This window comes from Dactylosporangium sp. CA-139114 (assembly GCF_050955725.1).
Taxonomy (GTDB): Bacteria; Actinomycetota; Actinomycetes; order Mycobacteriales; family Micromonosporaceae; genus Dactylosporangium.
Genome location: NZ_CP192080.1, coordinates 4,597,669 through 4,624,663 on the forward strand (window position 1 = coordinate 4,597,669; position 26,995 = coordinate 4,624,663).

A 26,995-nucleotide genomic window follows, 5' to 3' on the forward strand; every position below is an offset into this window, starting at 1 on the left:
GGCGTCAGCGGCCGGCCCGGTCGGCCGCGGCGTGCTCGGCGGCGGCGTGGGCGGCCCGGCGCGCGTCGAGGTAGGCGCGGCGGCAGCTGCCCGGGTCGCGGTAGATCGGCGGGGAGGCGATCGGCGCGCCGCCGATGTCCGCGAGCGTCCACTGCCAGTGGTGGTCGACGGTTTCGGTCATGGCGAGGGTACCGTCACCGTCGCCCAGCCGCCGTAGCCCTCGTCGCATGGTCTCGGTGCTGTTCGCGGTGCTGCTCGCCAGGACGTCGGCGCCCGTCGGCGTGCGGTGCACGAGTCGCCACCCCGTGGCGTTGCGCAGCGGGATGACCGCGATCGCCGCATCCCGTTCACTGTCCCGGCGCATCGTGTGCTCCCTTCACGTTCCCGGTGTCCCATGCCCGCACCGCCCGCGTGTAACCGTGCGAGCGCGAGCGGTCCGTGGCCCGCCGGACCGGCACCGGCCGCGAGCTCGCGACCGTCATCGGCGGATGCCGCATTCAGCCGCCGCCGGACGCCCGCCCGGGGGTGTCGCGCAGGCCCGCGAGGCGGCACACCGCGGCGAAGCCGTCGTCGGTGCCGGACCAGTGGGCGCGCACCGCATCGAGGCCGGCCCGGCGGACGGTGGAGCGCAGCACGGCGACGACGATGATGGCGTCGTCGGCGTAGCCGAGCACCGGGATGAAGTCCGGTATCAGGTCGACCGGGACGGCGAGGTACACCAGCAGCAGCCCGAGCCGGACGCGCACCCCGCGCGGCAGGCCCGGGTCGGCGGCCAGGCGTCGCAGCAGCCGCAGCAGGTCGGGCAGCAGGCGCAGCGCCTCGCGCAGGCGCACCTTGTCGGGCTTGGCCACGAGCAGCACGACGACCAGCGCGAGCCAGGCCACCGCGAGGGCGATCGCCAGGCCGACCAGGGTCTGCAGCCACCACGGCATCCCGGCGCCCCCGCTCACGAGGCGGCCACGGCGGCCGCCTCGAACTCGCCGAGCGCGGCCGCGCAGCGCTCGATCCGGGCCTGTGCGGCCGCGTGCCCGGCGGCGCCGAAGTCGTCGCGCGCCGTGATCTTGGCCATCCGGGCCCGCAACCGGCCGAGGTCGGCCTCGGACTCCTCGACCTCCGCGTAGGTCACGCGGCCCCGGGCGTATCCGGCCTCGCGCTCGGCGTTGAACCGTGCGACGAGCTCGGCGCGCTCCCGCGGGTCCGGGACGGTGACGGTGATGGCCTGGCCGGTGCCGCCCTTCGCCCGCACCTGGGCCAGCAGCCGGTGGGCGGGCCGGACGACCTCCCCGCGGGCCGGCAGCAGGCACACCGATTGCTGCGGGTAGCGACCGCCGAGCGCGCGCAGGGTCCGCCACACGGTGACCCGGAGCCCGGGCGGCCCGCCGGCGGTGGAGACCGAGATCAGCAGAAACGGCTCCTCGCCCATGCAACGACCGTAGGCTCTTGACGCAACGATCGTTGCACCAGCGCTCCGGCCGGCCACGGCACCGCGGCCCGCGCCACCGCGCGGGACGAGCCCGCCGGGCATGCCGATGTTCACGTTCGGGGTCGGCCGCCCGGACGTGTCCGCGGTCGGCGACCAGCCGCCGGTCGGATGGGCCAATGGCCTGCTGGAAGCGGTACAGCCCCGGCGGCGGCGGCTTCCCGCGGTGCGACCGCGCCGAGCGTTCCCGGGCCCACGGGTACCCGGGGTGCGCGGGATCGGGGCGGGAGCGGGTATGATTGACCGCGGGGACGGTTGTTCACTGCCGACGATGGGCAGGGGACCGGCCACCGCAAACAGGAGGAAAGTGTGGCTAGCGGTACTGTCAAGTGGTTCAACTCCGAAAAGGGCTTCGGCTTCATCCAGCAGGACGACGGCGGTGCGGACGTGTTCGTCCACTACTCCGCCATCGCCAGCACTGGTTACCGTGAGCTGACGGAAGGCCAGAAGGTGGAGTACGAGGTGACCCAGGGCCAGAAGGGCCCCCAGGCGGAGAACGTCCGCGGTCTCTGACGCGATCCTCGCAACGAGCTTGGGCACCACCGGAGCGCCGCGCCGTTGCGCGGCGCTCCGGCCGTCTCAGGGGGCCAGTTGCTGCTCCAGCAGCTCCAGGCCGTCCCTGATCAGGCGCCCGTAGTCGTCGTTGCCGAGCGCGCCGATCGTGTCCTGCGCCCGCCGCAGATGTGAGCGGGCCCGGTCGAGGTCGCCCAGCCGCCGGTAACAGTCGGCCAGGTTGAGGTGCAGCGACGGATACAGCCCCGCCACCGACAGGGTCACGCCCGCCCGGGCCGCCCGGTCGTCGGTGAGCCGGTCGGCCGCCGCCAGGGCCCGCCGATCCCAGAGCAGCTCCTCGCGGACGTCGTCCTGCACGTCCGCCATTGAGTGCGCGAGCACGCTGACGTGCAGCGCGTCGCCCTGCTCGCCGCCTATCTCGGCCCAGATCTGCGCGAACATCCGGCGGGCGGCGTCGGGCTGCCCCTGGCCGTGGTGCAGCGCCACGGCCTCGCCGATGCGCACGAGCACCGGGTCCGTGATCACGACTCGCCTCCGTTCGTGAGGTGGGGGATCGCGCCGGCCTCGTTCAGGGCTACCACCAGATCGTACGGGGCCTCGTGGGCCAGGACCTCGCACATCGGGGTGTAGCCGCCGGCCACGACCGGTGCCCGAACTGCTCGGCGACGCGCCGCAGCTCCCACGCCGCGAGCCCCGGGTCGACGCGCAGCAGCAGGTCCAGCCCAGCGCGCGACCAGGAGGAGTCCCGCACGCCGTCCAGCGCCCACCCGGCCGCGGTCCACGCCTCCAGCGTCCAGGCGCCGTCGTCCGCCGCGGCCGACACGGCCCGTAGCTCCTCGGCTCGGCGGGCGTCCCACAGGTACGGCGGCAGCGGCACGACCCGCCCCTCGCCCAGCGCCCCGGCCCGCACCGCGTCCAGGGTGAGCCGCTGCGAGCCCGTCGTCCACCGCGAGGTCCGCAGCTCGAGCACCATCGTGCCGGGGGTGACCGGCCCGTCGGGCGCGAGGACGTACCGCCCGCCGCCGGCCAGGGCACCCGACCCGGCTTGCGATCGCGGCAGGTGCCGGCGCACCAGCTCGGGCGCGAACCCGGCGAGCAGATCGGCGACCGGCCCGGCGTCGGCGAACCCGACCGTGACCCGCGCCGCCGCGCAGCCGGCCCGCCAGTCGCCCCGCTCCCGCGCCGCCGCGCACTCGTCGATCATCCACGCGGGCACCGTGTACTGCCGGACGCGGCGCGAGTCGCCCACAGCACCCCCATGCGGCTCGAGGCGGCGAAGCCGACCGGATTCGAACCGGCGTCCTCCTGATGACGGGGCCGAGACGCTTCATATGCGTCGTTCGGGTTGCCCGTCTACTTCGGTGCGCGCAGGGCCGAAGATCTTCCGTAGGTCCGTCATCGCGCCTTCGCCGAGCAAAGCGGGGGCGGTCTCCAGGATCAGCTGGACGCTCTCGCCGATCTGCTTCTGCATCGATGCCAGAGTGGCGCTGTCCAGCTCCGGTGTATCGCCACCGTCTTCTATCCGCGCATTGCGCACGATCGCGATCTGCTGCTCGCTGAACAGCCGGGCCGCCAGCGCCGCGACGATGCGCTGCCGCGCTTCCGCCCGGCTCATACCAGCCCTGTACGCCTCGATAGCGGCAGCCACATCATGCGACGCATCCACAGGCGCAACTTCCACCACCACACCGGCCTCCACCGGCACGGCTTCCACCAGTGCGGCGTCTGCTGGTGCGGCTTCCTCCGCGGTGTGCGACTCGACGTCGACGACCGGCTTGGCCTTTTTGCGAGTCAGCCTGTTCCACGCTGATGACGCGGTTGACCCGACAGCCGAGCCGGCCGACGCCACCGCGGAGCCAGCCGCTACTGCGGCCGAACCCACGGCGGACCCGGCCGATACGGCAGCCGTACCATGGCTTTCAGCGTCACCGCGGCAGCGACCGCGACAGCAACCTCGACAACAAGCTCGCGCAGGACGTTCTCGTCCCTGTCGATTGGGCGGAGAGTAACGTGACCCAGGTTGTTCGTGGTGCCGTCACGGGTCAGTGGGCTGAATGAACCGATCTTCGTCGCCGATCGGGACAGATGCGCCCCGTCCTTCCAGTCGACCCACATCTTGTCAAGCCCCGGGTTTGATGGACAGTTGGTTAGCTGGTTTTCAGGGGTGCGGTGACCGGCTGGGTCATCGCATGTAGTGCCTCGTACTCGGCGGGCGGGACGTGGCCGAGCCCGCCATGAAGCCGTCGGTTGTTATACCAGTCGATGTACTCGACGGTGGCCATCTCCAGGTCGTCGAGCCCGCGCCACGGACCCTTGTTGCGCACGAGTTCGGCCTTGTACAGCGAGTTGAACGCCTCGGCCATGGCGTTGTCGTAGGAGTCGCCTTTCGAGCCGACCGAGGCGACGGCGCCGGCCTCGGCGAGCCGCTGGCTGTAGCGAATCGCGCGATATTGCACGCCGCGGTCGGAGTGATGGACAAGTTCATGCAGGTCAGCGCCTTGATGTTGGCGGCGCCAGATCGCCATTTTCAGCGCGTCCAACGCCAGGTCGGTATAGAGGCTGGTGGCGACCTGCCAGCCGACGATCATGCGAGAGTACACGTCCAGGACGAACGCGGCGTAGACCCAGCCGATGCTGGTGCGGACGTAGGTCAGGTCCGCGACCCACAGCTGGTTCGGATGCGCTGCGGTGAAGACGCGGTTGACCAGGTCACGAGGCCGGTCAGTTTCGGCGGCCGGGCGGGTTGTGCGCGGTGCTTTGTCGCGCAGCAGCCCGCGCAGCCCGGCGTCGTGCATCAGCCGTTCGACCGTGCACCGGGCCACCTCGACGCCACGGCGGTGCAGCTCGTGCCAGATCTTGCGGGCGCCGTAGACGCCGTAGTTCTCTGCGTGGATCTGCTTGATCAGCACGGTCAGCTCCTCGTCGCGCCGGGACCGGGCGCTGACAGGGCGGGTCTTGGCGGCGTAGTAGGTCGACGGTGCGATCTGTGCCGGCGTGCCTTCAAGCGCCTGCAGGACCGGCTGGACACCGTGCTGTTCCTTCTGGGAGTCGACGAAGCCGACCTTCATCGCGACGGACGGTCCAGCTCCGCCGCGAAGAAACTCGCCGCGGACTTCAGGATCTGGTTCGCCCGCCGCAGTTCACGAACCTCCCGCTCCAAAGCGGCGAGGCGTTCCGCGTCGCTGCTGGTGGTGCCCGGACGGTCCCCGGCATCGGTCTCGGCCTTCTTCACCCAGGTGCGCAACGCCTCCGGATGGACCCCGAGCTGATCAGCGATCCGACGGATCGCCCCGACCGCGGACACCGGATCCCGACGGGCCTCGACCGCCAGCCGGGTCGCCCGCTCACGCAACGCATCGTCGTACTTCTTCGGTGCCGGCACAGCAGCATCATCTCCCAGGTTTCGATGTCTCCATCAAACCCGGGGCGGAACATCTTCTCCGTAGGCATCCGCCACCCCCCGCAGCACTTTCCCATGGCGCCGCTAACCCCACGCCACGGTACATCGAGCCGCATCATCCCAGAAGCACCGCAGACCATGGCACCGGACAAGATCCGCAAAGCTTTGACCACTCCGGCGATTGCCACCTCGTTGACACTCGGGTCTCGACAGCGAACCGCTGCCGTCAGCGGGCCAAGACGCAGCACTCGGTCCGAGTGCCCCCGGAATGCGGCGGATCCGTGTACGCAATGTGACTGGATGCCTCATTCACGAATGGGCATCCGTGGCTTCCGTACGGGGCCGGTGATGGAAAGCGCGGGCGTTCAGCCGCGTCACATGACAACCGGCAGCATTTCGATCCAGCAGGACGGGACCTTCGGCGCGAGGATCGCCTGTGCTGCTTCGGCGTCCTGCTGAGTCAAGAACACCCCTGAGCCCGACTTGTGCGGTCGCACGTCGTCGCCGACGTCAACCATGAGGACGAAGACATACCGATACCGGTGCCGGCGGGTCGGCTGTTCGTGGTCCGAGCCGAGCGCGTCGACGAGTTCCTGGACGGACGCCACGTTGAACCCCGGGTTCAACCCGTCCAGCGCCCCCGTTGGCCACCGCGGCAGGTGCGCGTCCGCGGTGTTGAAGAAGCTGCCTTGGATCCGGGACAGGATCCCTTCGTGCCAGCCAAACGCCATGCTGATCACGTAGTCGGATCGGCCCTCACTCTCCAGCATGAACACCCGGTCGCCGCGATCGGCGCGCACACCAGGCGCTGACCCGATGATCGCGTTCGCCTCCAGCGTGGTCGCGCATCTGACCACCAGTCCGGCGTATCCGTCCCGAAGCTTGACGGCCTCGACGGGCTTGAACAACAGGTCGATAGTTGTGTCGTCCTCGTCGTCAGCCGGATTGCTGCGTAGGAGCAACTGGCCGTGGCTCGCGGAGTACGCCTCCATCGAGAAGCGGCGGTCGCTGCGGAAGATTACGGCACCCGGCTTGAGCTCGTGATCTTGTGTTAGCCAGCGCCTCGAAACCATGTCACCACGATCTCATGCTCACGATCACGGCAGATGTACGTCCAACGGTGCTTTGCGAACAAGCCGGCAGCGTCGGGTGGTCCGGCACTCGGCTCGGGGTCAGTCCGAAAAGCAATGCAACCCCTCGGCGGCATCCTGGCCCAGAGGGTGTTACGCCAGCACGCCGCAGTGGCATGATGTAACGACATAGTTGATGCCGGAAGTGTTCATGCCTCGCCGATCAGCGAGTCAGATCAGGATGCTGTCGTCCTGCGGTCGCCGCTGGTATCTGGTCCCCGCATCACGCGTGCCGTTGCCCGTTCGAAGACGGCAGCACCAAGGGCGCCTGAGTGCGGCGTCCATGTCGGCGTCCGAAAACACGCCAATCGCGGCCGACATGCCATGACGTTCGAGGCCTCGCTCTACGGCGAGGGGCTCAGCCGTGACCAGCTGATCGCACAATGCGCGCAGCTGGCGTCGCGCTGGCCCGCCGGGCCGCCCCCGTCGCTGGAGGAGCTGCGGCGCTGGCGGATCGAATCCCGAGAGACCGACTTGTAGCGGATCGGACAGGGCGTCAGCACGCAATGTGCGGCAAATCCGTGCACCGGCAGCTGGGGCGCGCAAACTGCGATGATTACGCCGGCGATACCGTCAACCGGTGATCGTCTACCTGCTGTGGCACATCAGGCATGCGCCGTTCCTCGACGGTCGGCCCAGTGAACATCGTGACGAGCATGGCGAACTGATCTGGGACGAGGAGGACGGGGACGATCTGAAGATCCTCGGCGCCTACTCCACCGAGCAGAAGGCCCAGGCACGCATCACCAGCGCCCGAGAGCTACCGGGCTTCCGCGACGAGCCGGATTGCTTTCTCATCGATGCGTACACCCTCGACGAGGACCGGTGGGCCGAAGGCTTCTCCACCCTCCCGGCGGACGACTGAACCTCGCTGGCTCCGGCCAGCCACTCTCGCCAGCCCGGCGCAAGGATCGGTTCGCCCGGCGTAACGGACATGGGTGGCGCCGCCCTCGCCATCGGCGGCATGAGCGCGAACGTGATCAAGGACTGGCTGGGAGGTCCTCAAGCGTTTGGAGCCAGTCGTGGTACCACTGGGGGAAGGTGACTCGTCGGTGATGGGGAAGCCAGGCTGGCGTCAGGCCGCGACCGTCGGCGCGGTGATCGAGCCAGATGTTCCCGCGTTCCGGACCAGTCACGACAAGCCACTGGCGCAGCGCGCAGCCGTCGTCGCAGATCGGGACCGCACCGTAGGTTCGCCGGGGATCGAACACGACATCATCGTGCCGTTGCCGCCAGGCCTTCACCGCGGCGTCGTAGTTGACCTGCCGGGCAAACGTGAACCAGTCGGGATAGTCGGCGCTGAGCTCGTCCTCAAGCTGCCAGTCTGAACGGCGCAACGGGAACGGCTCGGCCAGGTGGTCAGGGTCGAACTCGTATGCGTCGCCGTGCCACCTCCGCTTCCCGGAGTTCCCGCCATGCAATCGGCTGCATCGCGCGCAGCGTACGTCCACACATGTTGACGACCAACTCGACGCCGCAGCGCAGTTCTGGCGATCACAACCAGGAGGTGGCCGTCCCACCGGTGGCGCGGGCCGGTCCAGCCGTGCCGGGCGAGCCGGTCCTCGAACACCTCCAGATCGGCATGGAGGTGTGCCTGACTCCGGCGGACATCGATGTGTGGTCGGCGGAGTTGGATCGGTCTCGCCAGGCCGGTGACAGCCCCCAGCTGTGATGTCGCCGACGAGTCACCGGTCGGCGAAGTCGGCCTTGCGGATGCGGGCGTGGATGCCGGTGGTGATGTCGACGACCTGAGAGACGGCGAAGTTGGCCGCGGCGCTGAGGTAGGCGTAGGCGACGGGCCCGTCCAGGCCGAGCTCCTCGTGCAGGAATGTGAGCGCGTTGCGCACCGCGGTCCTCATGGCCAGGTCCAGGCTCGTGTACTCGCCACCCACCGGTCCGTCCGGGTCTGACAGACCGATCGGCAGCCAGTACTCGGGCGTCTCCGCGAACGGGTACCTGAAAGCTACAGCCGGCGCGTCGCCTCCAGGTTTGACGACACTGACCCGCAGCGTGGCGCGCAGAGACGCCTCGTGTGCGGTCAGCGCCACCTCCCCGTCGCCTTGAGCGAAGTGCGGGTCGCCAGCGTAGAACTTCGCGCCGGGCAACTGCACTGGCAGATACAACGTGGCGCCCACTCCCAGGTCGCGGATGTCCATGTTGCCGCCGGCGACGGTGGGCGGGATCGAGTTGACCACGGCGGTGGTGTCGATCCCCACGCCCATGATCCCCAGGAACGGATCGAGTGGGAAGCTCGCTCCGCCCGGGCCAGGCAGCACGCCCCGTTCCTTGCCATTCATCCGTCGTACCGGTGCGAAGACCGAGATGTTTCCACCGGAGTTGAAGTACGGGTGACAGGCCGGGTCGTGCGCGAACTCCTCCGGCAACTCACCCGGGAGGGCGCCCAGGCGGTGGCGGTTGGAGATCACGCCGTACGGCACCCGCCGGCGCAGCCGCAGCACCTCGATTTTGAGCACGTCCCCCGGCACGGCGCCGGTGACATGCAGCGGTCCGGTGACCACGTGCGGACCGGGGCCGTCGTGTGGCTTGCACGCGGCGACAGCGACCGCGTCACGCAGGACGTTCTGCGGCGGCACGCCGAAGGCCCCGAAGTACGCGAGCGGGTTTCTGCCCTGGTCTTCCAACAGACCTTCGTGGGAGATCGTGTCGATGGTGACGACCGATCCCGACGGCACCTGGGCGATCGGGGGCGTCGACCGGTTGGGCAGTCGACCCCACTGCACGGTTTCCGGGGTCGCCTGGATGTAGCAGCCCTCCGTCGGGCCGGTCGCGGGCTGCAGGATCTCTCCGCCGTAATCGAGGGTGGGGCGGGTCGGGGCGGGGTCGGGTGTCATGGCAGCGGCTGTCTGGTCCTGAGGTTGGCAGAAGTGGTGAGTCCGCCGGCGGTGAGCGTGAGCGCGGCGGCGAGGAGGGCGCGGCGGCCGAGGGCCGAGGTGAGGAGTTGCGCGGCACGTTCTCCGCCTTGGGAATGGTCCATCTGGCTCCCGTGGTGGCTCACCACAGTCGCAGGTGGCGCCACCAGGTCCATCTTCCCGCACGGCTGGACCACGGTCTGCGCTGAGCGTGATGGCGTCGGCACTGACGTCAGGGGTGCAGGACGGCCTTGATGATCCCGCGTTCGCGTTGGTCGAACTGCCGGTACAGCTCGGGTGCGTAGTCGAGCCCGCCGTGGTGGGTGACGATGGCTCCGGGGCGGGCCCGCCCGGAGGTGATGAGGTCCCGGAGGTGGGTGGTGTAGCGGCGGTCGTGGGTACGGCCGAACCGGACGCCGACGCCTTTGGCGAAGAAGGTTGCCCAGGGTACGGTCAGCCACCCCTCGGCGGTCTCACCGGGTTGGGGGTTGAGATCTCGTTCCGGGTACACGCCGGCGACACCGACCGCGCCTTCTGGGTTGACCATGCGGGCGGCGTCAGCGATCACCTGATTGGGCCGTTCCCGGCCGGGGTGGGTACGGTCGTGGGCCTGGAACCCGACCGCGTCGATGACCTTGTCGACGCCGCCGAGCTTCTCCTCGCCGATCGGCAGCCCGGCCCGGGCCCGCAACTCGCGGATCCGGTCGACCGGGTCGCCGGCCCGGAAGTCGACCGGCGTGGCACCGAGCTCACTGGCCTTGTCCAGGCGCGCGTCGACGCCGTCGACGCAGTACACCGCCCGGGATCCTTTGAGGAGCGCGGAGTAGGCGGCGAGTAGGCCGATGGTGCCGGCACCGAAGACGGCGACGGTGTCACCGGCGCGGACGTCGGCGAGAACGGTGGCGTGCCAGCCGGTGACGAACGCGTCGGCGAGCAGGACGAAGTCATCTTCGCGGGCGTCGCCCGGTTGGCCGGGCAGGCGGATGCAGTTGGCGTCGGCCCACGGCACGCGCAGCAACTCGGCTTGGGCGCCGCGGTAGGGTCCCATCCCGGCGTAGCCGTAGGCGGCGCCGATACCGTCGGGGCGGGCGCGCAGACAGGCGGCGGACAGCCCGCGGGCGCACATGTGGCAGGTGCCGCAGTACAGGTGGGTCGGTATCACCACGCGCATGCCGGGGGTGATGGTTTCGACGCAGGGTCCGACCTGCTCGACCACGCCGAGCGGTTCGTGGCCGAGCACCAGGCCGGGCTCGGCGCCGGTGCGGCCGTCGTACATGTGCAGGTCGGTACCGCAGATCGCGCTGGACGTGACGCGGACCACCGCGTCGGAGCCGGACTCGATGGTGGCGTCCGGCACGGTGTGCACGCCGACAGCGCGCACGTCCTCGAAGACGACGGCTTTCACGATCGTTCCATCCTGTTCCGGGTCAGCGCGGCGGCGACGACGGCGGTGACCAGCACCGCCGGCAGGGCCGGCGCCCACAACGGCGCGACGCGCAGCACGAGCGCGCCGACGGCGGCGCCGCACACCAGCGCCACCATCCGGGCAACGCCGCCCGCTCCAGCGGCGAACAGGTGCGGGCCGACGGTGACGGCGCGCACCACGGTGGTCAGCGTGCCGGTCAGGTAGGTCGTCGACGCCCCGTGCTCGCCGGAGCTGATCGTGACCGCGCTCTGCACGCCCATCGCGGTGGCTGCCAGTCCGAGCAGCAGCGGCGTGGTCGTTGGCCCTGGGTGCGCGTCGGTGGCCAGCCAGCCGGCCACCATGCCGGCCAGCAGCACCACCTCGGCCGCGGTGACCACGCTGGTACGCCGGTGCCAGCCGGTACCGCAGCGGAGTAGCCCCACGGTGCCGATGGCCACCCCGAGGGCGTAGCCGCCGACGGCGGTCGTCGCGCCGGCCGCCAACCGGCCGTCCACCGTGGCGATTCCCCGACCGAGCTGTACCAGGTTGCCGGTGATGACACTGGCGAACATACTGCCGAGTCGGGTCACGCACACGGCGTCGAGGCAGCCCGCCGCAGCGGCCAGGATCGCCAGCAGCCGCACCACCACCGGCGCGGGCAGCGCGGCGTCCGACCGGTCCGGCCGTCCCGGCTGCGGGTGGGCGGCTGGGCTGTCGGCACCGGCAACCACGGCTGGCCTCCTGTCGACCACGAGTGCCAACCAGACCCCGGTGGTGAGCATGAACAGGACGTCGGCCACGACCGCGGGCGCCAGCCCCAGCATGGCCGCGTACCCCCAGCAGACGGCCAGGCCGGCCAGTCCGTAGGAGATCCGAACATGTTCGGCGTGATCCCGACGTGAGGTAGGGCTGTACGCGCGGTCATCCACGTCCCCCAAGCGAATAATCGCGGTCAGGGGGCCCTCTGCGGACTCGCCGACCGGTCGCGGACCGGCGATGTTGTGGGCCCGACCGCCGGACGGACGTCTACCCGGCAATCCGGGGCTTATTCGCCGCGCGGCGAGGGACAGCTGCGGCGTCGGGCCGAGGCGGTGGCGCGCGAGGCGGCGTGGCAGGCCGCAGCGACGCCAGGCCATGCAGCCGGGGCGCGGGCCGTGTCGACAGGCCAGGTGGACGGGGTGCCCGGGGCCGGGGCATTGTGGATCACCGACGTGTCGATCGAGGGACGGAAGTAGCGGATGTCGGAGCATGGCGGGGCAAACCAGCCCGATACGGCGAGGTCCGGTGGTCCGGCGCAGCGCGTTCACCTGATCGTGCTGGGGGTTCGGGACGTCTCCAGTGCCTCGGCGTTCTATGAGGCGCTCGGCTGGAGGAAGGCGAGCACCAGCCACGCCGAGTTCGTGAAGTTCGACCTCGGCGGGTATGCGCTGTGCCTGCTGCAGCGGGAGGCGTTCGCCCGGGATGCGTTGGAGCCCACGGCGCAGGGTTCCGGGTTTGCCGGGTTTGCGTTGGCGTACCTGGCCAGGGCGCCCGAGGAGGTGGCGGCCGTGCTCGCCCGGGCCGCCGAGGCGGGCGGCACCGTCGTGAAGGCGGCGAGCCCGACGGCATGGGGTGTGGCGGGCTTCTTCAAGGACCCGGACGGGCACCTGTTCGAGGTGATCTACGAGCAGGGCTGGATCCTCGACCAGGATCACCGCCTCGAGGTCGAGCAGCTGGGTTAGCGGGCGGTGATGGGCCCTGCGGTGTGTGCGCCGTGGCAGACGTTGTACTGGATGTTCCGCCGGTGGCAGCGTGACGGGACATGGCAGCGGGTGCTGACCGCGTTGCCGGCGGATGCGGATGCCGCCGGGCGGATCCGGTGGGATGTGGCATCTCAGTTGGTGTACCGCTGACACCCGAGCTGGTCACGTGGAGGTTTTCACTCGCCTCGCCGAGGGTGGCGCCGTGTCGTCACTGCGTACGGCCGGGTTGGAAGAGATACTGCCCGACGCGGTCACCTTTCCGCGGGCCGACGCGGGCGGGTCGGCCGTCTACAGCCGGTTCCCGCTGGCGGAACAGGGATACCGACAGCTCGCCGGGGGCTTCGTGCAGGCGCACGCCAGAGTGCGAGTGCCGGGCGCCCCGGAGGTGTATGTCGAGTCGGCGCATCCGTGCGCTCCCATGGGCCGTGCGTCGGACGCCTGTTGGCTGGCCGACCTCGCGGCGCAGCCGGCGGCGACCCCAGGCGGGCCGGTCAACCTGCTCATGGGCGACTTCAACTCGACCCTTGACCACAAGGCGTTCCGCCGGGTGGTAGCGAAGGGGTATCACGACGCCGCCGACCTCACCGGTGCCGGGCTCTCCACGTCGTGGCCCTACGACAACCGGTGGTACTTCCCGAGCGTGACGCTCGACCACATCCTCGCCGACAAGCGTGTCGGAGTACGGAAGGTTGTGATCTATCGCGTCACGGGGAGCGACCACCGGGCCGTGTTCGCCGAACTGGTACTGCCGAAGGCCGGCGGCTGACCCGTTCGGACGACTTCTGGTGGTCCTGTGACGATGCATCCGTCAGCGCAGTGGCGTCGATGTCGCATGGTGGTCGCGTGGGGAAGCGCACGGGATCCCGCTTCGATAGGGACAACTTCGGCTGGTGATCGGCCCTGTGTCGGTCCCGGCGTAGTGCCGGGCTGATCTATAGTGCGTAGCCGTGCGTTGGATTCCCCTCTTGGTCGGGACCACCGTGGCTGTACTGCTGGCCGGGTGTTCCGGCTCCGGCGGTGCCGGCGGGTCGTCGCCGTCCGCGTCACGGTCGCCGGTTGAGGTGCTGCCCGCGGTGGGGGCGTGTTTGACGTCGGGCGGCAACATCGTGTCGGGTGACAAGGGCGATCCGGTCACCAAGGAGGTCGGGTGCGGTACGGCGCACAAGCTCGAGGTGGTGGGCACCGGCAGGTTCCCCGACGGCGGGCAGGTTCCCGGTTGGGGCAGCGATGCGTTGCGCGCCGCGTACGTCGAGTGCGGTAAGGCCGCCACCGCGTACCTGGGCGCCGACTGGCACGGCGGTTGGGTGTTCGTGCACATCGGCCGCCCCGCCACCTCGGACTGGATCAGCGGCGCCCGCGGCTATGTCTGCGGCCTCGCGGAGGTCGACAGGACCGGCCCGTACGAGGCGGCCCGGCAGCGCATCGGCACCGTGAAGGGCGACCTGGCCCCCGGCGGCGCCGGGAAGCTCGCCCAGCGCTGCGCGACGCTGATCGGTCAGGCTCCCGACGCCCAGGGCTTCTATGACGGCGCCACCGCGACGCCGGCCGACTGCGCGGCCGTGCACGACGCCGAGTACGCCGGCTTCGTCGAGCATTCGGCCGGGGTGTACCCGGCGTACGAGTCGCAGCAGGTCTTCGTTCGAACCAGGTGCGACGCCCTGGTCGCGAGCCTGCTCGGGCTGACGCCGCAGGCCCTGGGCAAGCGCCGCGACGTGCGCGGCATGTTCACGTACCTCGACAACGAGATGGAGTGGCAGGCCGGCGAGCGCACCAGCCTCTGCTACGCAACGGTCTCCCAGGGCCACAAGGTCCGCGCAAGCGTCAAGGGCCTCGGGTCGGGGCCGCTACAGTACTGAACCACCGCACACAAGCGGCGTCGACCTTGCTGGACCGCGCCGGCTGGGCCACGGCGATCGCCTCTGGCACACGGTTGTTGGACCACTACGAGGGACGGTCCAACATCCTCGTCGAGTCGCTGAAGGCGGCCCTGTAGCCGCCACGCGCGCGCATCGGCAGTCCGGGATGCCTGAGTATTTTTGGATTCGGTTAGCGGCACGCGGACAAACAGCGGCAGATGAGTGAACCTCTACCCCGCTCGGCGGTAGCGTGCATGTCGTGGTGATTGGGCCGGCCGAGGCGCCTTTGGTGCACACGAGGTGGCCGATCTTCGCGACCGAACTCGCCGCGGCGTTGCGGGCGCATGGCGACGACTCGTTGATCGATCAGGTCAAGAACCTGCGCGTCGTGCAGACGTGCGGCTGCGGGGACGACTTCTGTCAGAGCTTCTCTACCGCTCCGCGACCGGTCGGCGGCTACGGCAAGGGCCACCGCACCATATGCCTTGATCCGCCGTGGCCGGGCTACCTCAACCTTGACGTGGTGGACGACGACATCGTCAACGTCGAGGTCCTTTACCGATCACCACTGTGCTGATGCTGACTCCAGGTGAGCGAGGAGCACGTGGTGCCGCGTGTCGTCGCACCCAACCAGCGGCATGTCCGGACGCGGCATCAGCGCTGATCATGGACAGCGCTGGACGCGCGCTGTCATCGGGATGTCCGGAAGCTTGGCGGCCCCGCCGGTCGTCACGGTCTGTACCCCGGATCGCGGCATGGCCGGATGTCGAGTTGAGTGCTGATCAAGGCCCGTACTGGATGAATCGGCCAGGGCCCACGATCAGGTCAGCCACAGTCAGGACCACCCACGCGGCGCCGGCGATGGCGAAGAAGGCGCCGAGAACCCGGTCGAGAAGGACGAACGGGGTCGGGTCTGCTGGTTGGCGGCGGAATTGAGGGCTCCACCGCTGCGCCGCCCGGATATGTCTGGTAGCGAGGTCGCGGTAGTTCGTCGCCAACACAATCCCTACCACCGTCAACAGGATCGCAAAGCCGAGGGCTATCCATGGAGCGGCCATGTCAGCCAGTATCACACCGCGACTTTGCCGAGGGTCGTCAGTTGAGCACTGCGCGGTCGGCGGCCATAGGAGCATTCGCCCGACCTTGGCATGAGCCGGGGTCATCTGCGCTTCCCTGATCTATCGTCGTCATCGCCGAACAGGGCCCGAAGGGTGCGCGTCGATGTCTCGTACACAGCTATACCTCGTCCGCCACGGCGAGCAGGATCCGGCCTCCGATCACGCCCCGGACGGAGGTCTTTCCCAGCTCGGCCGCGAGCAGGCAGACCGGCTGGGTCGACGGCTCCGTACGGTGCCTTTCTCGGCCATCCACCACAGCCCGCTGGCCCGGGCGGCCCAGACTGCCGACGTCGTCGCCGGCCATCTCCCACGGGTGCCGAGACACGATTGCGATTTCGTGGCGGACCGAACGCCGGTGCCCTCTGCTGGCCAACGTGGCAGATATCCGGACCGGTGGCTTGCCTGGCTCGACGGCGTGCCCGACGACGAGCGCGATGAGGACGCCGTTGCCCTGCAGGCCGCTGTCGAACATTTCGGTGTCACCGGCGACGAGGACCGGCAGGAACTGCTGATCACGCATAACTTCGTGATCGGTTGGTTCGTCCGCCACATGCTTGACGCCCCGGTGTGGCGTTGGATCGGCCTCAACCAGGCCAACTGCGCAATCACCATCGTGCAGTGGGATTCCGATCGACCGCCGACCCTGGTCAGCTTCAACGACACCGGGCACCTGTAGCTGTACGGCATCCGCTATTCGGCATGTCCGCGAGCCTGGCGACGAACTCCCGATGACGCTCCGTGGCGAGCTGATCGCGCCATGAGCGGAACCAAGATCGTTGCGTCGGGCGCGAAAGCCGCTGGGCGTCGCGGGCCACAGCTGACGGTGCCGGTTACTCGGATGCGAATCCGATGCCCTTCGGGCGGTGCATGGACTCTTCGGTGTACTCGTACGGCGGCCTGTCGCCGATCTGGATGCCGTAGAGAGCGTGCCCGGCCGGCACGGCTAACAACTCGAAATAGAGCATGCACGTCTCGGACACGAGCTCACCGCGGCCCAGCTCAGCGACCGCGAGCACGGCGCCAGCTCCGTCGAGCGCGGCGACTCGAGCTGCCGGAGCTGACCGAGGTTCGGAAGACATGGTTCAGCGACTGGTACGACGGCCCAACGACGGGCGTTGCCGTGCACGATGGTCGCGAGTACTGGTTCGTCTTGGTCACCAACGACGCAGCTGGCGGGACGTGGGACTTCGATCCTCGCGTCTACGTCCTTCACCGGCTCTCCAGCGAGCAACTGGCGCAGGCGACCGGACCGTGCGCTACTTGGAGCGCTGCCACCACCGGCGCTGCTTCGGCGCTGGGGCGTGTGCTTCCTCTTCGTCCTCGTCGGCGCGTTCCAGAGCGGCAGCCGCCACCGCCCGATCGGCTGGCGTGCAGCCGGGCGTGATGAGCATCAGCTGCGCCAGCGACGCTTCGATCGTGACGAGCCGCGGCGCGGCGACGGCGGCATCGAGGCGGGTGCGCACGAGCGAGTGCACCTCGGTTCGCAGGGCAGGCTCGCGGTAGGCGGCGGTGACGAGGGCGAACAGCGCGGCGTCGGCCGCCCAGTCCTCGATGCCCATCGCGACATCGACGAGGACCTGGCGGCGCACCGACGTCGGCCACGGCTCGTCCGGCGCGTGGTGCAGGATGCCGAGGCACACCCAGGGCTGCAACAGCCGGTACCAGTACATCGGTGTCGACTTGGCAAGGTACTGCCAGCGCGGCGTGTCCGGTGGGCCGGGCAGGTGCGCCAGGAGCCCGAGCAGGTCCGGCACGGACAGTGCGCCGAGCGGCTCGGCCTGCAGGTATCCGGACAGGATCGACGGCCACGGCAGGCCGCCGACTTCGTGCAGGGTCTCGATCGCCGCCGCGCTCGGCGCGGGCACCGCCGCGACGGGGTTCTCGCCGTCGTAGCGCCAGATCGAGTGCTGCTCGGGGCGCCGTAGCGGCACCCGGATGTCGGGCTCGGGGAACGCGCCGATGCCGATCTCCATTGGACCCATCACCCGGCGGGCGGCGGTCAGCGCGCTGGCCGGTTCGGCCGCCGACAGCCCGGTCCGCACCATGTTGATCGTCTCGCCCGCGGCCCGGCGCGCGCCGACGTGGTTGGCCAGGTTGCTGACCGCCTCGCTGGGCATCGGCACCCAGTTGAGCCACGGCCGCTTGGCGCCGGCCATGGCGAAGAGGACGTCCGTCATGTCGCAGGGGTGCGGATCGTCCATGACGGCGATGAGGTCCGCGACGTCACCGGAGCCACGGAAGCGCAGCGCGCGCTGCGCCGCATCGCGGTGCGGGAACTTGGCCTCGCCCGCCAGCCTGCGCAGCTCGCCGTCGGGGTCCTCAAGATTCATGGCGGGGAGGATACACGCGATGCCCTGGCGCGGCTGCGCCTTGATTGCGGCAGAAGCGCGCACGTGATCAAGCGAGCACCGCGCATCCGGTGCCGGCGTGGAAACGATCTTCATTTGTGCCTCGTCGAACCGCCCAGTTCACCGTGATCGTCCTTGTGTGACGGTGCTGGTCAACAGTGCAGGGGTGCTTGGCTGGGGCTTGGTCGTTCGGGGATCATGCAGCGGGTGATGGACGTGAACGTCGAGATGGTGTCGTGTCGGGGTGGGACGTGAGCTCGCTCGTGACGCCGCCGTTGTTCGCTGCGCTGGGCAAGGCGCGCCGTGTCCTGATTGCCGGTGCGGGTGGCGGGTTCGACGTGTATGCCGGGCTGCCGCTGGCGTTCGCGTTGTGGGACGCCGATGTTGAGGTCCACCTGGCCAACCTGTCGTTCAGTCAGCTCGAACTCCTCGACCTGGACGTGTGGCTCGCCGAGAACATCGCCGCGGTGACCGCGGAGACGACCGGGCTGGACGACTATTTCCCCGAACGCACGCTGGCGGTCTGGCTCGCCGGTCATGACTTGCCGTCCACGGTGTACGCCTTCCCGAAGGTCGGGGTGCAGGGCCTGCGTGCCGCCTACCGCCACCTCGTCGATCACCTGGGCATCGACGCGATTGTGCTGGTCGACGGCGGTACGGACATCCTGATGCGCGGTGACGAAGCCGGTCTCGGCACGCCTGTTGAGGACATGACCAGCCTGGCCGCCGTCGCGGGGATCGATCTGCCGGTCAAGCTGGTCTCCTGCCTCGGGTTCGGCATCGACGCCTACCACGGTGTCAACCACTCCCAGGTGCTGGAGAACCTCGCCGCGCTCGACCGTGACGGCGCCTACCTCGGTGCGCTGTCCATTCCCGGCGCGAGCCGGGAAGCCGCGCTGTACCGCGACGCGGTCGCCGCAGCCCAGGCCGCGACACCGCTGCGGCCCAGCATCGTCAATGGACAGATCGCTGCCGCCACCCGCGGCGATTTCGGCGACGTGCAGTTCACCCAGCGGACCCGGGGAAGCGCGCTGTTCGTCAACCCGCTCATGGCGATCTACTTCACCGTCGCCCTCGACGCCCTCGCCGCTCGATCGCTGTACCTGGACCGGCTGGAGAACACCTACGGCATGCGCCAGGTCGCGACCCGTATCGAACAGTTCCGCGAGACGATCAGCACCCGCTTGCCCCGCGCCTTTCCGCACTGAACATCGGACGGCGTCGAGCCCGCACGCCAACGGCGTCGGGCTCGCCGCCCAAGAGCATCTGAACAGTCCGGCGGTCCGAACGCTCAGACCGCCCCGGCCGAATCGACCGGCGCCGGGAGCTGGAAGGAGGCGCCGGCCGGCACGGATTCGGGGGCTGCGGGCGGGCTGAACGGGGCGATGTCGATGGTGGTCATCGGGGCTCCTCCGCATCGCCGAGCGCGGCCCGGTGCGCGGTCAGGAAGTCGGTCAGGCTGAGCGGATGCGGGTTGAACGCGCGAGCGGCCTGGAGGTCGCGGCGGCCGAGGTAGGACTCGGGGAACTCGGCGTAGTACTGGAACATGTTGCCCAGCTCGTCCGCGCCGGGGAAGCCGAGGCTGCGGAACTGCTCGTGGGTGGGCGGGCGGTAGGCCACCGGTTCACCGAGCGCCGCGCTGAGCGCTGCCGTCATCTGCTCGCCGGTCAGGTATTGGCCGACCACGGGGATCGTGGCGCCGATCGTCTCCGCCGGCTGCTGGAACACGCGCAGCGCCGCCTGGCCGATGTCGTCGGAGGCGACGCCCGCGATCGCGGTGTCGCCGAGCGGGAGGTGCACGGCGAGCGTCCCGTCCGGGTCGCGTTGCGGTTTGGCCAGGGTGAGCAGGTTGTCCCAGTAGAAGGACATCAGCAGGTACGTGGTGGGCAGGCCCGACTTGGCGAACAGCGCGTCGGCGGCCCCGCCCTTCACGTCGAAGTGCGGCACCCGGTAGCCGTCGCCGATGACCGGCATCCGGTCGTCATCGGCCGCGATCACCTCCCGGGTGTCCTCGAGGGTCGACCACACGACGTGCCGCAGGCCGGTTGCCTGGGCCGCGCTGATGAGGTGCTCCACTTCGGCCAGTTCCCGGGCCGGCGAACGGTGCTCCCAGTACGGCGTGACCAGGAACGCGCCGTACGCCCCGTCGAATGCCCGGCGGAGGCTGCCCTCGTCGGTGAGGGTCGCCGCCACCACGTGGGCGCCGAGCCGGGTCAGCGCCTGCGCCCTGGGTGACGTGACGTCGCGTGTCACTGCCCGTACGGTGAATTCGCCGTCGGTCAGCAGCGCCCGGGCGACCGCGCCGCCCTGCGTGCCGGTCGCGCCGAGCACGGTGATCACTTTGTCGTGAGACATCGGGTTCTCCTGTCAGTTCGGCGTCAGGCGGTGTGGGCGACGATGATGGTCTTGCCGGGCAGCGCACCCGCGGCGGCCTGGGCGTGCACGGTCGGCAGCTCCGCGAGGGGGACCCGCTGGGCGACCTCGACGCGCAACTCACCGGTGCTGACGCGAGCGGCCAGGTCGGCGAGTTGGTCGGCGTCGCTGCGGACGAACAGGTCGATGCCGCGCACACCGCGCTTCGCGTCGGAAGGAGCTGGCATCCAGACGGTGGTATTGACGAGGGTGCCACCGTCACGGATCAGCGTGACCAGCGCGGCCAGCTGTTCCGGAGTGACTGGTGCGAGATTGAGTACGAGGTCGACCGGCTCGGTCACCGCCGCGGTCATGTCTGTGGTGGTGTGGTCGATCACCTCGTCGGCGCCTGCGGCTTTGACACGCTCGGCGCTGCGTGGGCTGGCCGTGGCGATCACACGGGCACGGACCTCCTTGGCCAGCTGCACGGCGTATCCGCCGACCGCTCCGCCGGCGCCGTTGATCAGCACCCGCTGACCGGTGGTCAGGTTGCCGTGGTCGAACAGCGCCTGCCACGCGGTCAGGCCCACCAGCGGCAACGCCGCCGAGTCGGCCAACGGGATGTTCTTGGGTGCCCCCGTCAGGATCTCCGCCGGCGCGATCACATACTCCGCGGCCGCCCCGGCCCCCGTCATCGGCAGGAAGCCGATGACCCGGTCGCCGACCGCGACGTCGTCCACGCCGTCACCGAGCGCGTCGACCGTCCCCGCGACGTCGATGCCGGGAGTGTGTGGTAGCTCGACCGGGATCGGACCCTGCATGTAGCCCGCACGGATGTTGCCGTCGACGCCGTTGAACGACGTCGCGGCGACGCGGATCCGGACCTGACCGCCGCCGGGGGTGGGCTGCGCGACATCCTCGTAGCGCAGGACCTCGGGACCGCCGAACTTGTGAAAACGCACTGCCTTCATTGCTGCACCTGCTTCCGTGAGCGCCGTCGATGTGCTCCGAACTTGAAGCGATACCGACGCAGAGTCGTCTCTGCGGCATTGCTTCGAGTTGCGAAGGCGTCCAGCCCCGCGTCACGAGGGCCATCCGGAGGCAGCCACTGGATCCGCGGTCGCTGGAGACGTCACGAACTTCGCAGGATCCGGCGCAGTTAGCCTGGGCCGGACTGGCCCACCCTGATGATGGTCGGCTCCCCGGCGACGCCGACGATCTCAGCCAGACGCGCCGCATCGGCCGAGCCCGGCGACGCGGTGAGCATCAGAGCCGCCAGATCGTCGCCCGGGATGGCGAGCAGGCTGCCGACGAGCGTGACGGAGCCGCTGTCCGGATGCATGAACGTGGCACTGCTCTCGTAGGCCGCCACCGGTCGTGGCGTGCGCCACAAGGTGTCGAACAGGCGGCTTCGGCTCCGCATCTCGTCCACCAGCGCGGCAAGCGACGCGTCGGCGGGGTAGCGCAACAGCGCGCTCTTGAGGCGGGCAACGAGGACCGCCTGATGATCGGTTGCGTCAGCCGCAGACTGCTGGAAACGGCTGAACGGATCGCAGAAGCTACGCCAGGCGATGTTCCACTCCCACGGGTCCCCGGTGAGATCCCAATGCCCCAGGGCCATGAACGCACTGTTCACGGCGATCAAATTCATCGCCGCGTCGGAGACGAACATCGGCGTGTCCGTGAACCGCTCCAGCAGCCGCATCGCACCCGGACCGACTTCGTTCGGCACCTGCCCGTCCGCGGCGGCGTACCCGGCCAGCGCACAGAGCCGCTCGTACTCCGCCCGCCCGATCCGTAACGCGCGGGCGATGGCGTTCACCACCCCGGCCGACGGATGGCTGCGCCCCTGCTCCAACCGGCGTACGTAGTCCGCAGACATCCCCGCGAGCTCGCCGAGCTCCTCACGCCGCAACCCTTGCACCCGCCGACGGCCGACCGGCAGCCCGACAGTCACGGGGGCAGTACTCACCCGCAACTGGCGCACCGCGGCGCCGAACTCGTGACGTTCCACGGCCCAAGTGTGCCTGGACAGTCCAGACAGCGCAGCTAGTGGGCGGCCTTGGCGTGCAGTGCCACGACCGCTCATGCTCGGACGCGCCCACGCGGGCGGGTCGTACCGTTCGCGGCGTGCATGTGGTGATGCTGGTCTGCGGCGACCAGGGCGGCCCGTGCCCGATATGCGGCGCCGCGGCGGCATTCCATGTTGCGGAGGCGGTCGAAGCGGGCCGGGTCGTGTGGACGACGACGTCGCGGTCCACCGACTGCGACTACGTCGGCCAGGATCGCGCTACGCCGGCGGTGTTCGACCGCGTTGACGCCATCGTCCGGCAGACCCTCCTTGCCCGCGTCGGGCTCACCCGGCTACGCGCGGACCCAGGCCAGAACCGAGACCAACGGCGGCGAACTCTCACGGTGTTCCGTCGGCAGGGAGCAACGATCGCCGAGGTCGCCGACGTCTACGCCGCCCTCACCGGCCCGGGACTTGCCGGAACGCCCGCCGAGATGGCGGTCCTGGCCGGACACCTGACCGCCGAAGGCGTCCAGGTGACACTGGAGCACTCCAACGAGGACCACGACGGAATCGCGTAACCCTCCGGCCCTTGCGAACAGGCCCAACAACGCACGATCGGCGGCAGATCCGTGTGTGCTTGAGCTATGTCGGAACCGCTGGCGGCACTCAGCCCAGCGCCGTCAAGCGGCCGACTCCGGGTCGGGCGCCAAGCAGAACGGGTGACCGGCCGGGTCGAGCAGTACAGTCCAGCGGCCCTCACCCGGCTGGTGCTGCGCGCGGGTGGCGCCAAGCTCGATCAGGCGTGCCTCGGCAGCGGCCGGGTCGGCGGCATACAGGTCAAGGTGGAACTGCTGCGGCGCGGTCGGGTCGGGCCAGCGCGGCGGCCGATAATCAGCGACCCGCTGGAAGCAGAGGTTGATTCCGCCGGCCTGCACCGGGGCCAGAGCGACCGCTTCGTCGCCGTCATACTCCCGATCGGCACCGGTCGCCGCCTGGTAGAAGCTCGCCAAGGCCCGCGGGTCGGCGCAGTCGAGCGTGACCGAGCCGACGCGTGCGACAACCGTCATGCCGCCGACCGTACCGCTTGCCGCATGCCGCTTCGACCCCATCACGTGACGCACGGCACCGGAACGCGACCGGATCGAGATACGCGAGCCGTATGACGGGGTGTGGCCGGTGTCGAGGCGAGAAACGCGAGTTCCTCGGACCGAACCGTCCCGTCGGCAGGGCTTCAGATCGCTGCGATGTCGCGGATGCCGACGACCCGGTTCATGTGTAGCCGGCACAACACGTTGCCGGACTGGCTGTTGAGCTGACCGTACGTCCCCGCCTTCCCGGCCGGGACGTAGCGCTCGGCGATCCGGGTGGCCCACGTGGTCAGGTCCGGCGGATCCTCGGCGATGGAGACGCCGCCGCGCACCGCAACGAAGGAGTACGGGAACCGCTCGACGTCGACGGTGAGCGCGGCTCTGGGATTGGCGCGCAGGTGACGCCCCTTCACAGAGTCACGGCCGGTGCTGAAGACGATGTCAGGGCCGTCGACGATGAACCAGATCGGCGCCACGTGCGGGTCGCCCGTCGGCCCGGCCGTGGCGAGTTTGCCGGTGTGGGTTTCCTCCGCCAGGAAGGCGATCGCTTCGTCCTCGGTCATTGCTGGCACACCTGAAGTGTGTCGCGACTGGCGGCGTCCACAGGATGAGTGTCGGCATGACTGCCGGCGGGCCATCGGCGCACCGGTCCGAGCATGGTGATGCTCCTCGGCCATCCGCTCCAGTGGCCAGTTGACGAACCACTGGCCGCGGTGTTCCACGTGCACCTCGATCCGACCCGCGGACCGTGCTGGGCGACCTCGCCACCATGGGCGTCACGACCGCGCTGGACATGTTCACCGGCGCCCGCGCCTGTGCGCCCTGCCGAGATGCACCCATGAACCTCCCAGGGGCGCGGGACGCTCAGACGCGCTTCTCGCAGGCGAGCACGAAGTTGTCCACCAGCGAGGTGAACATCGACGACGCATCGACGTGATGGGTCGATCGAACCCAGTCGGTGAACACCGCTCGCAGGCCGAACTTCTCGACCTCGCCGGGCCATCGCTCGGCCGGCCAGTGGTCATCGGCGGGTCGGTCGAACTGGTACCCCAGCGGACCGACGTGCACGAAGGTTCCCCCCGGAGCGAGTATGCGAGCCACCTCGGGCAGCAGCCGACTGGGCGGCACGACGTCCGAGAAGTACAGCGACGCCACAGTCGAGAAATAGCCGTCGGGATATGGGCAGTGCAAGGCGTCCGCTATCGCCCAGTCCACCGAATCCAGCTCGACGCCAAGGCTCGACGCGGTGTGCTGTTGGCGTAGGTCGGCCTCAGATCGCCGGTTCCGCCGGTCGAGAACGGTGAAGCGCAGCGGTCCGTCGCGCAGAAAGTCCCTGAGGAGGCCCATGGGAACTGACAGCTCCATGGCGTGTGTCGATGCGAAATGCGGCGACAACACGCTCGCGAACCGCCCGGTGCCCGCTCCCAGGAGCAGGATCCTCGAACGCTCACCGCCGGCGTTGTCCAGCGCCTTGAGGGCCGCCTGGGTGACGTCCTGGATCTCCTTCTCACACTCTGGTGTGCCGCTCCAGTCTCGGCGCAGGTAATGCAGGGACTGCACCGGCGAGTACGAGTTTCGTGACCTTGTCGCCGGCCGGGCGGCCGCGGTGGCCAGGACAGACCGCACGGTCAGCAACGGGCTGATCGCATCCGTCATGTTGTCGCAGATATCGTCGAGCAACATCATGTCCGACTCGACCGTTTTCCCTTGAGCCTGGTTGCTCTGGCGGTATTCGACGATGCGCAGAGCTTCCTCACCGAGATGGCGATACGGGGCAGGACACAGCACGGGCATGCCGCGGATGACGGGATACCGTACGTTGCAACCCGTGCAGTAGAACCCGTCGTGCGTAGCGAAGCCGGCCCGGCAAACGGGACAGACATACGGAAGAGAGCTGGTCAACGGTCTCACCCTCAGTGTCGACTGTTCAGGACACGGGCAGGACACTAAACCAACTCCTTGGCTCACAGAACCTGCAGGAGGTGTTGGAAGGTCGACTCGGACCGCCAGGCCGACCACACCGGGACCGTCGTCATCGCGACGCCGCTGCGTGCCGGCGGCGAAGCGCGCACCTGGATCTGAGCGTCACCGTTGACGGCGTTCCCTACATCCGGCCGGTAGGGATCTCGACCATCCGCAGGCCGATCAGCACGCAGGTCGGCATCGTCGGAGCGGACTCGATGCGCGGCATGATGGTGCCGTCGGCGATCCGCAGGTTGTGTGGTACATGCCGTTGACCCGCAGCTTGGCGTCAACGACGGCCCGGTCGTCCTTGCCCATGCGGCAGGCACCGGACGAGTGGGAATACATCGTGACCCCGGTGCGGACGAAGTCGAGACATCGTGCACCGGGGAACCGGGCTCGCATGGCAGAGGGATATCTGAGCATCGCTCGATAGGGATCCACGGCCGGCGACGATCGCCAGCCGTCAAGGTGTCGGAGTTCGCGCCAGCAGCTTGACCTCACGCGCGGATCGCCGTGCACGCGCGTACACCGGCGAGGTCGAGGGCCGTCGCCGCCGGCACCGAGCGCTATGCGGCACGGGGTGGGTCACACGCGCGTTGAAGTGCTCCCAGCCCCGGTCTACCGTGTTCTTGTGGTTGAACGTGTTCAAATGGTGCTGGTGCCGGTCGCCTGGGATCGGCTCACCGTGGGGGCCGGGGTCGCCTACGCCTCGCTCGTGACGCTGCCGCTGATGGTCGGGTACCCCCGGGCGACGCCGCTGTACGTCATCTGTGCGCTGCTGACGGCGGTGCCGCTGGCGTTCCGGGACCATCTGGACTTCCGCGCCTTGTGTTTGCTGGCCGTCGTCGTGCTGGTGCCGATGACGCTGTGCGGGGTGTTCTTCGGCCTCATCTTCTATATGCCGGCTGCGCTGCCGCTGGTCGTGGCGTCTCTGCCGACACCGAAGCGGTACCAGCGTTCGAAGTTCGTTGCGGTCGGGGTCGTTCTCGCCGCGGTCCTGGTGCTGTTCGGGATGCAGTTCGCCCGATTCTGAGTGGGCCTTTGTGTGCTGTGTCCGGTCAGGGCGCTGACGATGGAAGCCGGTGCGCTGAGGTCACCGCTTGCAACGGCAGCTCCGGGCGAAGTCGCCCGTTCGCGGATACCCGGGCTGGCAAATCACCTGGTGGCAGCAATCGAGCAGAGCTGGGCCGTCATTCGGGCCTGGCTGGAGCAGACCGTGCCCAGTTCGCTCGCGGCGCCGGCCGGCACATCGGTGGAGCCGGCGCCACCGGCTTCCCGGCCGACGCCCACGTCCGGAATTCGTGCATATTGGCGCTGCACGGCCGAGCTCGTCGACGGCGTGGAGCGGATCGGGCTGCTGCCGCCGGGCTTCGCACCGCTGTCCCCGCCGCGCGCCTACGACATGCGGGCCATGCTGTTGCAGGCACGCAACGAGGTGATGAGCGATGTGTGGCCGACGCCCGACGCGGTGGAGAACTGGGACCGAGAGCCCGCTGGGTCGCCGCACCACCTGGCGTGTCTACCACGACTCCGGGGCGGCCGAGCGCATGCTCTGGCCAGGGGTCCACACGATGTTCGCCGACCTCGCGGTCGGCCTGTCCAACGGTGCACCGGTGGACGGCTACGTGGCGCACGTCGATGCACAGGGCGGGTTCCTGTGGCGCCCCGAGCCCCAGAATCCAGGCGCGCCCGCGAAGAGATGAGGATGTCCGCG

General features: G+C 69.5%; 36 protein-coding genes and 1 pseudogene. 14 read left to right on the plus strand and 23 right to left on the minus strand.

The annotated features are described in order from the left end of the window. Positions 1–4 precede the first annotated feature (4 nt). From ACQP2P_RS20740 to ACQP2P_RS20750, 3 genes are all read right to left on the minus strand, one after another. Positions 5–364 carry a hypothetical protein gene (locus ACQP2P_RS20740; RefSeq protein ID WP_433618305.1) on the minus strand — a complete coding sequence of 120 codons (360 nt, stop codon included), beginning with the start codon at positions 362–364 and terminating at the stop codon, positions 5–7. 133 nt (positions 365–497) lie between these two features. Then, complete coding sequence (locus tag ACQP2P_RS20745) at positions 498–950, minus strand: YkvA family protein (RefSeq protein ID WP_433618307.1); 453 nt, start codon at positions 948–950, stop codon at positions 498–500. Next, complete coding sequence (locus tag ACQP2P_RS20750; protein WP_433618309.1) at positions 947–1,423, minus strand: Chromate resistance protein ChrB; 477 nt, start codon at positions 1,421–1,423, stop codon at positions 947–949. Before ACQP2P_RS20750 ends, ACQP2P_RS20745 begins: the two co-directional genes overlap by 4 nt. 366 nt (positions 1,424–1,789) lie before the next feature. Between ACQP2P_RS20750 and ACQP2P_RS20755 the strand changes: the two genes are divergently transcribed. Then, the gene (locus tag ACQP2P_RS20755) at positions 1,790–1,993 is read left to right on the plus strand and encodes a cold-shock protein (RefSeq protein ID WP_350621643.1); all 204 of its coding nucleotides are present in this window, start codon (positions 1,790–1,792) and stop codon (positions 1,991–1,993) included. Between the two features lie 66 nt (positions 1,994–2,059). Here ACQP2P_RS20755 and ACQP2P_RS20760 read toward each other — a convergent pair whose 3' ends face one another. The 6 genes from ACQP2P_RS20760 to ACQP2P_RS20785 form a co-directional block, all read right to left on the minus strand. Next, entirely contained in the window at positions 2,060–2,518 is a 459-nt protein-coding gene (locus ACQP2P_RS20760) for a hypothetical protein (RefSeq protein ID WP_433618311.1), read from the minus strand. Positions 2,519–2,567: 49 nt separating this feature from the next. After that, entirely contained in the window at positions 2,568–3,242 is a 675-nt protein-coding gene (locus ACQP2P_RS20765; RefSeq protein WP_433618313.1) for a hypothetical protein, read from the minus strand. A gap of 78 nt (positions 3,243–3,320) precedes the next feature. Next, positions 3,321–3,842: a hypothetical protein gene (locus tag ACQP2P_RS20770; RefSeq protein WP_433618315.1), complete on the minus strand. Its 522-nt coding sequence runs from the start codon at positions 3,840–3,842 to the stop codon at positions 3,321–3,323. A 14-nt stretch (positions 3,843–3,856) separates the two neighbouring features. After that, positions 3,857–4,108, minus strand: coding sequence for a hypothetical protein (locus ACQP2P_RS20775; RefSeq protein ID WP_433618317.1), 252 nt, complete (start codon positions 4,106–4,108; stop codon positions 3,857–3,859). A 32-nt stretch (positions 4,109–4,140) separates the two neighbouring features. Then, positions 4,141–5,375 (minus strand): IS3 family transposase gene (locus ACQP2P_RS20780; protein ID WP_433604076.1). Its coding sequence is split into 2 segments (ribosomal slippage): positions 4,141–5,096 and positions 5,096–5,375, totalling 1,236 coding nucleotides; the frame shifts between segments, so codons are not numbered across the junction. A 392-nt stretch (positions 5,376–5,767) separates the two neighbouring features. Further along, positions 5,768–6,466 (minus strand): hypothetical protein, encoded by a 699-nt coding sequence (locus ACQP2P_RS20785; RefSeq protein ID WP_433618319.1) that lies wholly within the window; start codon positions 6,464–6,466, stop codon positions 5,768–5,770. A 381-nt stretch (positions 6,467–6,847) separates the two neighbouring features. Between ACQP2P_RS20785 and ACQP2P_RS20790 the strand changes: the two genes are divergently transcribed. Beyond that, the gene (locus tag ACQP2P_RS20790) at positions 6,848–7,003 is read left to right on the plus strand and encodes a hypothetical protein (protein WP_433618321.1); all 156 of its coding nucleotides are present in this window, start codon (positions 6,848–6,850) and stop codon (positions 7,001–7,003) included. A gap of 100 nt (positions 7,004–7,103) precedes the next feature. Beyond that, positions 7,104–7,388: a DUF7336 domain-containing protein gene (locus tag ACQP2P_RS20795; protein WP_433618322.1), complete on the plus strand. Its 285-nt coding sequence runs from the start codon at positions 7,104–7,106 to the stop codon at positions 7,386–7,388. Positions 7,389–7,503: 115 nt separating this feature from the next. Here ACQP2P_RS20795 and ACQP2P_RS20800 read toward each other — a convergent pair whose 3' ends face one another. Further along, positions 7,504–7,860 carry a hypothetical protein gene (locus tag ACQP2P_RS20800; protein WP_433618324.1) on the minus strand — a complete coding sequence of 119 codons (357 nt, stop codon included), beginning with the start codon at positions 7,858–7,860 and terminating at the stop codon, positions 7,504–7,506. 116 nt (positions 7,861–7,976) lie between these two features. Between ACQP2P_RS20800 and ACQP2P_RS20805 the strand changes: the two genes are divergently transcribed. After that, positions 7,977–8,195: a hypothetical protein gene (locus tag ACQP2P_RS20805; RefSeq protein ID WP_433618326.1), complete on the plus strand. Its 219-nt coding sequence runs from the start codon at positions 7,977–7,979 to the stop codon at positions 8,193–8,195. A 13-nt stretch (positions 8,196–8,208) separates the two neighbouring features. On the opposite strand, the gene ACQP2P_RS20810 is transcribed toward ACQP2P_RS20805, so the two are convergent. From ACQP2P_RS20810 to ACQP2P_RS20820, 3 genes are all read right to left on the minus strand, one after another. Then, complete coding sequence (locus ACQP2P_RS20810; protein ID WP_433618328.1) at positions 8,209–9,375, minus strand: acetamidase/formamidase family protein; 1,167 nt, start codon at positions 9,373–9,375, stop codon at positions 8,209–8,211. 250 nt (positions 9,376–9,625) lie between these two features. Then, positions 9,626–10,798, minus strand: a complete 1,173-nt coding sequence (locus tag ACQP2P_RS20815) for a glutathione-independent formaldehyde dehydrogenase (protein WP_433618330.1) — start codon at positions 10,796–10,798, stop codon at positions 9,626–9,628. Then, positions 10,795–11,934, minus strand: a complete 1,140-nt coding sequence (locus ACQP2P_RS20820; protein WP_433618331.1) for a DUF1275 family protein — start codon at positions 11,932–11,934, stop codon at positions 10,795–10,797. The genes ACQP2P_RS20815 and ACQP2P_RS20820 overlap by 4 nt, the downstream gene beginning before the upstream one ends. A 102-nt stretch (positions 11,935–12,036) precedes the next feature. On the opposite strand from ACQP2P_RS20820, the gene ACQP2P_RS20825 reads away from it, so the two are divergent. From ACQP2P_RS20825 to ACQP2P_RS20845, 5 genes and pseudogenes are all read left to right on the plus strand, one after another. Beyond that, a complete protein-coding gene (locus ACQP2P_RS20825) occupies positions 12,037–12,519 on the plus strand; it encodes a VOC family protein (RefSeq protein WP_433618333.1) in 483 nt (160 codons plus the stop codon). 15 nt (positions 12,520–12,534) lie between these two features. Continuing rightward, positions 12,535–12,669: pseudogene (locus ACQP2P_RS20830) on the plus strand (IS5 family transposase); the annotation flags it as partial. Positions 12,670–12,742: 73 nt separating this feature from the next. Next, entirely contained in the window at positions 12,743–13,306 is a 564-nt protein-coding gene (locus ACQP2P_RS20835; protein WP_433618335.1) for an endonuclease/exonuclease/phosphatase family protein, read from the plus strand. Positions 13,307–13,613: 307 nt separating this feature from the next. Then, positions 13,614–14,396, plus strand: coding sequence for a septum formation family protein (locus ACQP2P_RS20840; protein ID WP_433618336.1), 783 nt, complete (start codon positions 13,614–13,616; stop codon positions 14,394–14,396). Positions 14,397–14,655: 259 nt separating this feature from the next. Further along, entirely contained in the window at positions 14,656–14,973 is a 318-nt protein-coding gene (locus ACQP2P_RS20845) for a hypothetical protein (protein WP_433618338.1), read from the plus strand. Positions 14,974–15,178: 205 nt separating this feature from the next. Here ACQP2P_RS20845 and ACQP2P_RS20850 read toward each other — a convergent pair whose 3' ends face one another. Continuing rightward, a complete protein-coding gene (locus tag ACQP2P_RS20850; RefSeq protein ID WP_433618339.1) occupies positions 15,179–15,454 on the minus strand; it encodes a hypothetical protein in 276 nt (91 codons plus the stop codon). 163 nt (positions 15,455–15,617) lie between these two features. Here ACQP2P_RS20850 and ACQP2P_RS20855 point away from each other — a divergent pair, with 163 nt between their 5' ends. Beyond that, entirely contained in the window at positions 15,618–16,190 is a 573-nt protein-coding gene (locus ACQP2P_RS20855) for a histidine phosphatase family protein (protein ID WP_433618341.1), read from the plus strand. Between the two features lie 154 nt (positions 16,191–16,344). On the opposite strand, the gene ACQP2P_RS20860 is transcribed toward ACQP2P_RS20855, so the two are convergent. Both ACQP2P_RS20860 and ACQP2P_RS20865 read right to left on the minus strand, forming a co-directional pair. Further along, a complete protein-coding gene (locus tag ACQP2P_RS20860) occupies positions 16,345–16,530 on the minus strand; it encodes a hypothetical protein (RefSeq protein WP_433618343.1) in 186 nt (61 codons plus the stop codon). A gap of 240 nt (positions 16,531–16,770) precedes the next feature. Further along, positions 16,771–17,844, minus strand: coding sequence for a hypothetical protein (locus ACQP2P_RS20865; RefSeq protein WP_433618344.1), 1,074 nt, complete (start codon positions 17,842–17,844; stop codon positions 16,771–16,773). A 269-nt stretch (positions 17,845–18,113) separates the two neighbouring features. Here ACQP2P_RS20865 and ACQP2P_RS20870 point away from each other — a divergent pair, with 269 nt between their 5' ends. Further along, complete coding sequence (locus ACQP2P_RS20870) at positions 18,114–19,070, plus strand: DUF1152 domain-containing protein (protein WP_433618346.1); 957 nt, start codon at positions 18,114–18,116, stop codon at positions 19,068–19,070. 190 nt (positions 19,071–19,260) lie between these two features. Here ACQP2P_RS20870 and ACQP2P_RS20875 read toward each other — a convergent pair whose 3' ends face one another. The 3 genes from ACQP2P_RS20875 to ACQP2P_RS20885 all read right to left on the minus strand — a co-directional run bounded on the left by ACQP2P_RS20875 (position 19,261) and on the right by ACQP2P_RS20885 (position 22,228). After that, positions 19,261–20,217, minus strand: coding sequence for an NmrA/HSCARG family protein (locus tag ACQP2P_RS20875; RefSeq protein WP_433618348.1), 957 nt, complete (start codon positions 20,215–20,217; stop codon positions 19,261–19,263). Between the two features lie 23 nt (positions 20,218–20,240). Then, the gene (locus ACQP2P_RS20880) at positions 20,241–21,185 is read right to left on the minus strand and encodes an NADP-dependent oxidoreductase (RefSeq protein ID WP_433618350.1); all 945 of its coding nucleotides are present in this window, start codon (positions 21,183–21,185) and stop codon (positions 20,241–20,243) included. 188 nt (positions 21,186–21,373) lie between these two features. Then, positions 21,374–22,228, minus strand: a complete 855-nt coding sequence (locus ACQP2P_RS20885; protein ID WP_433618352.1) for a helix-turn-helix domain-containing protein — start codon at positions 22,226–22,228, stop codon at positions 21,374–21,376. A 116-nt stretch (positions 22,229–22,344) separates the two neighbouring features. On the opposite strand from ACQP2P_RS20885, the gene ACQP2P_RS20890 reads away from it, so the two are divergent. Continuing rightward, positions 22,345–22,806, plus strand: a complete 462-nt coding sequence (locus tag ACQP2P_RS20890; protein ID WP_433618354.1) for a hypothetical protein — start codon at positions 22,345–22,347, stop codon at positions 22,804–22,806. A 102-nt stretch (positions 22,807–22,908) separates the two neighbouring features. Here ACQP2P_RS20890 and ACQP2P_RS20895 read toward each other — a convergent pair whose 3' ends face one another. From ACQP2P_RS20895 to ACQP2P_RS20910, 4 genes are all read right to left on the minus strand, one after another. Then, positions 22,909–23,295, minus strand: coding sequence for a VOC family protein (locus ACQP2P_RS20895; protein ID WP_433618356.1), 387 nt, complete (start codon positions 23,293–23,295; stop codon positions 22,909–22,911). A gap of 164 nt (positions 23,296–23,459) precedes the next feature. Continuing rightward, a complete protein-coding gene (locus ACQP2P_RS20900) occupies positions 23,460–24,038 on the minus strand; it encodes a PPOX class F420-dependent oxidoreductase (protein ID WP_433618358.1) in 579 nt (192 codons plus the stop codon). Between the two features lie 142 nt (positions 24,039–24,180). Next, positions 24,181–25,110, minus strand: a complete 930-nt coding sequence (locus ACQP2P_RS20905; RefSeq protein WP_433618359.1) for a class I SAM-dependent methyltransferase — start codon at positions 25,108–25,110, stop codon at positions 24,181–24,183. A 351-nt stretch (positions 25,111–25,461) separates the two neighbouring features. Beyond that, entirely contained in the window at positions 25,462–25,704 is a 243-nt protein-coding gene (locus tag ACQP2P_RS20910; RefSeq protein WP_433619196.1) for a GMC oxidoreductase, read from the minus strand. 226 nt (positions 25,705–25,930) lie between these two features. Here ACQP2P_RS20910 and ACQP2P_RS20915 point away from each other — a divergent pair, with 226 nt between their 5' ends. Further along, positions 25,931–26,314, plus strand: a complete 384-nt coding sequence (locus tag ACQP2P_RS20915) for a hypothetical protein (RefSeq protein ID WP_433618361.1) — start codon at positions 25,931–25,933, stop codon at positions 26,312–26,314. Between the two features lie 538 nt (positions 26,315–26,852). Beyond that, on the plus strand, positions 26,853–26,984 hold the full coding sequence (locus ACQP2P_RS20920; RefSeq protein ID WP_433618363.1) for a hypothetical protein: 132 nt from the start codon (positions 26,853–26,855) through the stop codon (positions 26,982–26,984). Positions 26,985–26,995 lie beyond the last annotated feature (11 nt).